This is a genomic window from Chlorobium sp. (assembly GCF_049593655.1).
GTDB lineage: Bacteria > Bacteroidota > Chlorobiia > Chlorobiales > Chlorobiaceae > Chlorobium.
In genome coordinates this window covers 36,108-44,022 of record NZ_JBAWHG010000016.1, presented here as the reverse complement: position 1 = coordinate 44,022, position 7,915 = coordinate 36,108, and the positions used below count along the sequence as shown (strand labels likewise).

Genomic DNA, 7,915 nt, shown 5'->3' with positions numbered 1-7,915 from the left:
TGCTATCTCAGGGCGGGGTGTGATTCCCCACCGGCGGTATTCCGGGCGACTTGTCCGGAGAGCCCGCGAGCGCTTCCGCTGCATGGCGGAAGGTCAGCAGATTTGGTGAAAAGCCAAGGCCGACGGTCAGAGTCCGGACGAAAGAGAATGAGAATGCCTCAAGGGTATTCCTGCGCCCTGATTCATGCAATTTTTAATACAGCAGCCATGAATCAGATGTTTTCAGAACAATCCGGCAGTGCTTTTTCCCGTGTCGAGCAGGCTCTTCTTTCCCTTCGCAGAGGGGAGGGCGTGCTGGTTGCCGATGATCCCGGCCGTGAAAACGAGGCCGATCTCATTTTTCCGGCAGAGTCAGTCACGGTTGTGCAGATGGCCATGCTTATCCGGGAGTGCAGCGGTATCGTCTGCCTCTGCATGACCGACGAGAAGATCCGTTCCCTTGAGCTTCCCATGATGGTCGAGCACAATACCAGCGGATTTCAGACCGCATTCACCGTTTCCATCGAGGCCGCCGAAGGGGTTACGACAGGAGTTTCCGCCGCCGATCGGGTGAAAACCGTCAGAACCGCCGCCGCCGGACATGCCCGGCCATCCGATCTCCGCCGTCCAGGTCATATCTTTCCCCTCAGGGCAAGGCCGGGAGGGGTGCTCGAACGTCCCGGCCATACCGAAGCCACGGTGGATCTCATGAGACTTGCCGGCCTGAACCCCGCCGGGGTGCTCTGCGAGCTGACCAATCCCGACGGCACCATGGCGGGCACCGAAGAGACCCTTGCCTTTTCAAGGCTGCATGGTTTTCCGGTACTGACCGTAGGGGATATCGTGGCTTATATCGAACAGAGCGCCCTTGAGGCTTCCCCGAGGTGAATGCAGCCGGCTGTGCGCCGATGCCGACATCTCCTTCAGGTGAAGCTGTTTTTTTGTGGAACCGCCGTCAATTGTCTGTTCGTGAAATTTCAAGTAGTTCATCAGTAATGGTTTACCCGTTTTTTCGCTGCGTTGTTCTCTTTTTTCTGCTGATTATTTTCCCGGTATCTCCTGCAGATGCCCGGATGCTCGAAGGGCGGGTCGTGGGGGTAAGGGACGGCGACACCATCGAACTGCTCGACGCCGTCCGCGAGCGCCACGTGATCCGTCTTGCCCATATCGATACTCCCGAAAAAGCCCAGCCATACGGCGGCAAGGCAAAGCAGTACGTTTCTTCGCTGATTTTCGGAAAAGCGGTCAGGATCGAGGTGACGGACCGGGACCGGTACGGGCGTCTCATCGGGGTTGTCTATATCGGCGGAACCAATGTCAATCTCCAGCTGGTCAGGCAGGGATATGCCTGGTGGTACCGGGAGTACTCCCGGGATGTTTCCTACGGGCGCTCGGAACTCGATGCATTCGAGCGGCGCAGCGGTCTGTGGGCCGATTCCCGGCCGGTTCCTCCCTGGGAGTGGCGACGGAAAAAACGGGCGGCCTCGTAGTTGCAGCAACTGATGCGGCCAGCCTTTTTCCTGATGGAGCCGGTTGCGTATGTGTTTCCGGTTTTTTCTACATTGGGATATGGTCGGTGTAGTTATCCAGGCATCATATCTGAACGGTCATATGGAGGTAATGCGGGATACGGCAATGGAGTACCGCAGGCGGGTATGCCTTGCAATGAACTCTATCAGCAGCGCGATCCGGGGGGCTTACACTTGAAGAGATCGCCGGGACACGGTTACCGGTACAGCGCTGGATTGCGGTTTCTCGGGTTCCCGGAATTTTGCCAAAGCTTTTCGCCAGCATTCCGGAAAAGCAAGAGAGGAAACATGAACACGGCAACGATGAAAACGTTTTATCGCTGCATACGGCGTATACTGCTTCCGTGGAGTTCGAAAATCTGCCGATGCAACCTTGGAGAAAAGAGATGAAAACAGAAATACAGGAGATGCCGGAGTATACCGTCGCGTATGTGCGCAAGATCGGGGCTTACGGCAAGGAGACCTGCGGGCAGGCTTTCGATGAACTGGCGCGGTGGGCGGGCCCGAAAGGCCACTTCGACCGAGGAGTGGTGCTCGGGGTCTATTGGGATGATCCGAAAGTGACCTCGCCGGAAAACTGCAGGGTTGATGCCTGCGTCAGCGTTCCTCCGGGGACCGTCACCGACGCCCAGATCGGCCTGCAGGTAATCAGCGGAGGTTCCTATGCGGTATGCGGATTCGAACTCGATTCGGACGGCTTTCCCCAGGCCTGGAACGACGCGTTCGCCTGGCTGGCTGGCAGCGGATACGAGTGTGACGACAGGCCATGCTATGAGCTGTATCGCAATAATGGCGCGGAGCATCCCGAAGGGAAGTGGTTTGTCGATATCTGCATTCCCCTGAAACGGAGGTAACGCATTGTCGCGCGGTGCTGTTTCCAGAGCGATTTCGGCCTGTGGCCCGGCTGTGGCAAGATGGCATGAAAAACGGTAATCTTTTGACTGGAACACAGGATGACAAGAAGTGAACGGGCGGTTTCGATTTTTTCCGAGGGGTACAACTGCGCCCAGTCGGTGTTGTTTTCGTTCAGCGACGATCTCGGCATAGCAGGGGACACCGCGCTGAAGATCGCCTCGGGATTCGGCGGGGGAATTGGACGGATGCAGGAGGTCTGCGGCGCTGTGACCGGCGGCGTGATGGTTATCGGCGCACGGTATGGCCGGGGGGAAGGCGACGACCGGTCTGCTTCAGGCATTGCGTATGCAAAGACCAGGGAGCTCATGTGCCGGTTTGCCGAACGGCACGGATCCTATTGCTGCAGCACCCTCCTCAGCGGCTGCGAGCTCATGACCGAGGAGGGGCGAAAGGCTTACTCGGATAACGGGTATTGCAGCACGGTATGCACTCCCTGCGTACGCAGCGTCGTCGATATCCTCGAACATATATTATAATATACCCCTCGAACCGGCCGTACTCATACCCACCCCCTCAGCTTCATCGCGTCCGCCACTCGCCCTGCTCCTACAATGTAAGCGCCGAGGCGGTTATGCACGCTGTACCTTCGTGAGGTGTCGATCACGTTCCGGAATGCGGTTTTCATCTTTTTTTCAAGCCGCCGCTGAACCTCAGTCTCCTCCCAGTAGTACCCGTACGTGTTCTGAACCATCTCGAAATAGGAGACCGTGACGCCTCCGGCATTGCAGAGCAAGTCAGGGATAAGCATGACCCCTCTGCCGTGGAGGATGCTGTCGGCTTCGGGAGTGGTCGGGCCGTTTGCAAGTTCTGCAACGATTTTCGCCTTGATGTTTTCCGCGTTCAGGCCGGTTATCACCGATTCCAGCGCGGCAGGAAAGAGTACGGCAACGTCGAGTTCGAGCAGCGCTTCGTTCGATACAGCCGAGGCTCCGGGAAAGCCGGTTACCGAGCCGGTAGCCTGTTTGTGTGCGCTGACTGCCGCATGGTCGAGACCTTCGGGATTGTATATGCCGCCTTTTGAATCCGATACGCCGACCACCCTCATGCCGAGCAGTTCGGCGGCAAGTTTGTGGGCATGACTGCCGACATTGCCGTATCCCTGGATTGCAGCCCTCTGGCCGGAAAGGTCGAGACCGGCTACCCCGGCAGCTTCACGGACGCAGCAGATTCCTCCCCTTGCCGTGGCATCTCCCCTGCCTGCAGACCCTCCGAGGGGGAGGGGTTTTCCGGTTATGACTCCGAATTCGTTGTTTCCCTGCATAAAGGAGTACTCGTCGGCCATCCAGGCCATAATCTGGGGCGTGGTGTACAGGTCGGGCGCCGGAACATCCTTTTCAAGGCCGAGCATGCGACCGACCTGGCGGATATAGGCGCGCGAGAGCCGTTCGAGTTCGCCGTTCGACATGGATTTCGTATCGCAGATCACCCCTCCTTTTCCTCCTCCGAGAGGCAGATCCATGACGGCTGTTTTCCAGGTCATCCATGCGGCCAGGGCCCGTACCGTATCGATGGTCTCGTCGGGGTGAAAGCGGATGCCCCCCTTGTTCGGCCCGCGCGCATCATTATACTGTACCCTGAACCCATGAAAGATTTTCGTGCAGCCGTTATCCATTTTAACCGGCATGGTGACATGGAGCTCCCTGAGCGGCCAGCGGAGCAGTTCGTGGGTGGCGGGATCGAGCTGCATGATCGCGGCAGCCTCGTCAAGCTGTTTACGGGCCGAGACGAACGGGTTTCGTTCCGAAGGGGTTCCGGTCTGCATAAGCATATCGGGAAGCGTGCATTCTCTGGATTCGGTTCTTTCGGTCATGGCTCGAGTGGTTTAACCAGGGCAAGAAAGTCGCGCAGGCACTATGGGATCAGCCTGTTCAGGGCTCGAAGAGGATAACGGTGCCGAAGCCGACGACACTCATTTTGTCGTCACAGGGGTCTTCACCGCTGTTGCCGTAACAAAGATAGGGAGGATTTTCCGTTTTTTCGAGCATTTCCCCGTGGATGCCCTGCGGGAAAGCATTCCCCCAGGCATCGCGGGAAGTGGCGGTTAAGGAAGTTCGGCCGTGCCGCGGTAGATGATTTTTGCCGGGCCGGAGAGGGTTACGGTTTTCAGATTTTCACTGAAGGAGACTTCAAGAATATCACCACTCCGGACTTTCACCTTCACCGTGGGAGAGGTCACCTTTCCAAGCCGGTAGCTCATGAGTGCTGCTGCAACGGCTCCGGTTCCGCAGGCAAGGGTTTCGTCCTCGACGCCTCTTTCAAATGTCCTTACACTGAGGCCGTCCGGAGAGGTTATCTCAAGGAAGTTCACATTGGTTCCCTCCGGAAAGATATCCGTTCTGTGCCTTACGGCGCGGCCCTCGTTATAGACATCGATACGGTCGAGCTCCCCCTGGGAAGTATAGATTACGGCATGGGGTGACCCTGTGTTGACATAATGGCAGGTGAGTCCCTCAACCGGCAGTCCGTCACGGAAATCCCGAGGGTCGAGCATGTGCAGCCTAACCTGTTCCGGTCCGGTGATGGCTGCGTCGTAGCGGTTGCCGTTGGCCTCGAAAGCGTAGCGCCCCTTTTCGGCGGACGGGACTCCTTCGACATGCGCGAAATAAGCCGCGCATCGTCCTCCGTTGCCGCACATCGATCCCGGAAGTCCGTCGGCATTGTAGTACTTCATGCTGAAGTCGAAACGAGCCGATGGTTCTATGAGAATGAGGCCGTCCGCTCCTATTCCCGTTCTTCTCGTGCACAGGGCATTGATCTGGTCGCCGGTGAGCTGCAGGGCCCTGCTCCTGTTGTCGATGACGATAAAATCGTTTCCGGCTCCCGAAAGCTTTGTGAAATTGATCTGCATACCGTTACCTGCCGCTTGTTTCGTGGTCTGTTTTCAGTGTATTCTCCGGGGTGCATTCCATGAACCACCAGGGTTTTCAACAAGTTAGAATGGCTAAAATACAGCCGCTGCGGGTGAAAGCCGCGCCAAAAAAATTTATTATTAAATAATTTTTCTTATTTTGTCTGCTACTATGTCAAGTGATTTGTCGGGCATAAGCCAGGTAACGGCAATAGCGATAGATTTGTTCTGTATTCCTTGCTGATTTTTTGAGATTTGCACATGAGCGCGGCCTGAGCGGCGGATGCCATTCAAGAGCGGCATTGATACCATGTGCTTTTTTATCTGAAATCCGGACCGGTGTTTACCGGCATTGCAAGGCACAACGCACAGATTTTCTTTTCGGTTTCTTCAACCTGAAATACGACCAAACAAAGGAGAGAATACAATGGCTGAACAAGTGAATCCTGCAGGAGTCAAGCCAAAGGGATCTGTCCCACCTCCCAAGGGGAATGTTCCATCTCCCAAGGGAAACGGCGCACCCGGAGCTCCATCCGTTATCAAGGAACAGGACGCTGCCAAAATGAGGAGATTTCTGTTCCAGAGAACAGAAACCAGAACCACGAAGTGGTATCAGGTCTTTGATACCGAAAAGCTGGACGACGAACAGGTAGTCGGCGGCCACCTTGCACTTCTCGGCGTCATGGGCTTTCTCATGGCGATCTACTACATTTCCGGGATCCAGGTCTTCCCTGGCGGTTATGCAGGCTTTCACGATAACTGGTTCTATCTTACCATCAAGCCGAGGATGGTCTCTCTCGGCATCGACACCTACAGCACAAAAACCGCCGATCTCGAACAGGCGGCGATCAACCTTCTCGGCTGGGCTCTTCTGCATGTCATTTCCGGTTCCATTCTGCTTTTCGGCGGATGGAGGCACTGGACGCACAACCTGACCAACCCGTTCACCGGCAGGGCAGGCAACTTCCGCGACTTCCGTTTTCTCGGCAAGTTCGGTGATATGGCCTTCAACGGCACAAGCGCGAAGACATACAAGGATGCCCTTGGACCTCACACCGTATACATGTCGCTGCTTTTTCTCGGCTGGGGTCTTGTGATGTGGTTCGCTCTCGGCATTCCTCCCGTACCCGATTTCCAGACCATCAATTCAGAGCCGTTCATGTCGTTCGTGTTCGCGGTCATTTTCTTCGCTCTCGGCATCTACTGGTGGAACAATCCTCCCAATGCAGCCATTCACCTCAATGACGACATGAAGGCGGCATTTTCCGTTCACCTGACCGCTATCGGCTACATCAACATCGCACTCGGCGTCATCGCTTTCGTTGCTTTCCAGCAGCCATCCTTCCACGCGTATTACAAGGAACTCGACAACCTCGTATTCTACCTCTACGGTGAGCCCTTCAACCGCGTCAGCTACGACTTCGTACAGGAAGGCGGCAGAATCCTGTCAGGCAAGAAGGAATTCGCCGAATTCGCTCCCTACGCCATTCTTCCAAAGAACGGCCAGGCATTCGGCATGTCGAGGGTGGTCATCAACCTGATTACCTTCAACCATATCATCTGCGGCGTTCTCTATGTTTTTGCCGGTGTCTATCATGGCGGTCAGTATCTCCTCAAGATTCAGCTGAACGGTCTGTACAACCAGATCAAGTCCATCTGGATCACCAAAGGCCGTGACCAGGAAGTCCAGGTCAAGATTCTCGGTACCGTCATGGCGCTCTGCTTCGCCACCATGCTTTCCGTCTATGCGGTTATCGTCTGGAACACCATCTGCGAGCTGAATATTTTCGGCACCAACATCATGATGTCGTTCTACTGGCTGAAACCGCTACCTGTCTTCCAGTGGATGTTTGCCGATCCGAGCATCAACGACTGGGTTATGGCTCATGTCATTACTGCAGGCTCGCTGTTCTCGCTTATCGCACTCGTGCGTATCGCATTCTTCTCGCACACCTCTCCGTTGTGGGATGATCTCGGTCTTAAAAAGAACTCCTATTCCTTCCCCTGTCTCGGACCGGTTTACGGTGGTACCTGCGGCGTATCCATTCAGGATCAGCTCTGGTTCGCCATGCTCTGGGGAGTCAAGGGTCTTTCAGCTGTCTGCTGGTATATCGACGGAGCATGGATCGCTTCGATGATGTACGGTGTGCCGGTTGCCGATGCGAAGGCATGGGATTCCGTTGCAGGCCTGGCTCATCACTATACTTCGGGCATCTTCTATTATTTCTGGACAGAGACCGTGACGATCTTCTCGAGTTCCCATCTCTCGACGATTCTCATGATCGGTCACCTGATCTGGTTCATCAGCTTTGCCGTATGGTTTGAGGATCGCGGTTCCCGTCTTGAAGGTGCTGACATCCAGACCCGCACCATACGCTGGCTCGGCAAGAAGTTCCTCAACAGGGACGTATCTTTCCGCTTCCCGGTGCTGACGATTTCCGATTCGAAGCTTGCCGGTACCTTCCTGTATTTCGGCGGTACCTTTATGCTTGTCTTCCTCTTTATCGGTAACGGTTTCTATCAGACAGACTCTCCGCTTCCGCCGCCTGTCGCTGATGCCGCCGTATCCGGACAGCAGATGCTTACACAGGTTGTGGACTTCCTGATCAAGCTGGTTGCCTGAGTATAGTCCATCCCGGGGGGC

General features: G+C 55.7%; 8 protein-coding genes and 1 riboswitch. Of the genes, 6 read left to right on the top strand and 2 right to left on the bottom strand.

Features of this window, described 5'->3' with window-relative positions:
- A riboswitch (FMN riboswitch) is annotated at positions 1–153 on the top strand.
- 54 nt (positions 154–207) lie between these two features.
- From ribB to WBP50_RS02755, 4 genes are all read left to right on the top strand, one after another.
- A complete protein-coding gene (ribB, locus tag WBP50_RS02770; RefSeq protein WP_423931533.1) occupies positions 208–867 on the top strand; it encodes a 3,4-dihydroxy-2-butanone-4-phosphate synthase in 660 nt (219 codons plus the stop codon).
- Positions 868–974: 107 nt separating this feature from the next.
- A complete protein-coding gene (locus tag WBP50_RS02765; protein ID WP_423931532.1) occupies positions 975–1,469 on the top strand; it encodes a thermonuclease family protein in 495 nt (164 codons plus the stop codon).
- A 425-nt stretch (positions 1,470–1,894) separates the two neighbouring features.
- Positions 1,895–2,362: an AraC family transcriptional regulator gene (locus tag WBP50_RS02760; protein ID WP_423931531.1), complete on the top strand. Its 468-nt coding sequence runs from the start codon at positions 1,895–1,897 to the stop codon at positions 2,360–2,362.
- Positions 2,363–2,461: 99 nt separating this feature from the next.
- On the top strand, positions 2,462–2,899 hold the full coding sequence (locus WBP50_RS02755; RefSeq protein ID WP_423931530.1) for a C-GCAxxG-C-C family protein: 438 nt from the start codon (positions 2,462–2,464) through the stop codon (positions 2,897–2,899).
- Positions 2,900–2,922: 23 nt separating this feature from the next.
- Here the strand turns inward: WBP50_RS02755 and WBP50_RS02750 are convergent, their stop codons facing one another.
- Positions 2,923–4,233 (bottom strand): Glu/Leu/Phe/Val family dehydrogenase, encoded by a 1,311-nt coding sequence (locus WBP50_RS02750; protein WP_423931529.1) that lies wholly within the window; start codon positions 4,231–4,233, stop codon positions 2,923–2,925.
- Positions 4,234–4,276: 43 nt separating this feature from the next.
- On the opposite strand from WBP50_RS02750, the gene WBP50_RS02745 reads away from it, so the two are divergent.
- A complete protein-coding gene (locus WBP50_RS02745) occupies positions 4,277–4,468 on the top strand; it encodes a hypothetical protein (RefSeq protein WP_423931528.1) in 192 nt (63 codons plus the stop codon).
- On the opposite strand, the gene dapF is transcribed toward WBP50_RS02745, so the two are convergent.
- Complete coding sequence (dapF, locus tag WBP50_RS02740) at positions 4,465–5,271, bottom strand: diaminopimelate epimerase (protein WP_423931527.1); 807 nt, start codon at positions 5,269–5,271, stop codon at positions 4,465–4,467. The two genes, WBP50_RS02745 and dapF, sit on opposite strands and share 4 nt — an antisense overlap.
- A 427-nt stretch (positions 5,272–5,698) precedes the next feature.
- Between dapF and WBP50_RS02735 the strand changes: the two genes are divergently transcribed.
- Positions 5,699–7,894 carry a photosystem I reaction center subunit IX gene (locus tag WBP50_RS02735; protein ID WP_423931526.1) on the top strand — a complete coding sequence of 732 codons (2,196 nt, stop codon included), beginning with the start codon at positions 5,699–5,701 and terminating at the stop codon, positions 7,892–7,894.
- The last annotated feature ends 21 nt before the right edge of the window (positions 7,895–7,915 follow it).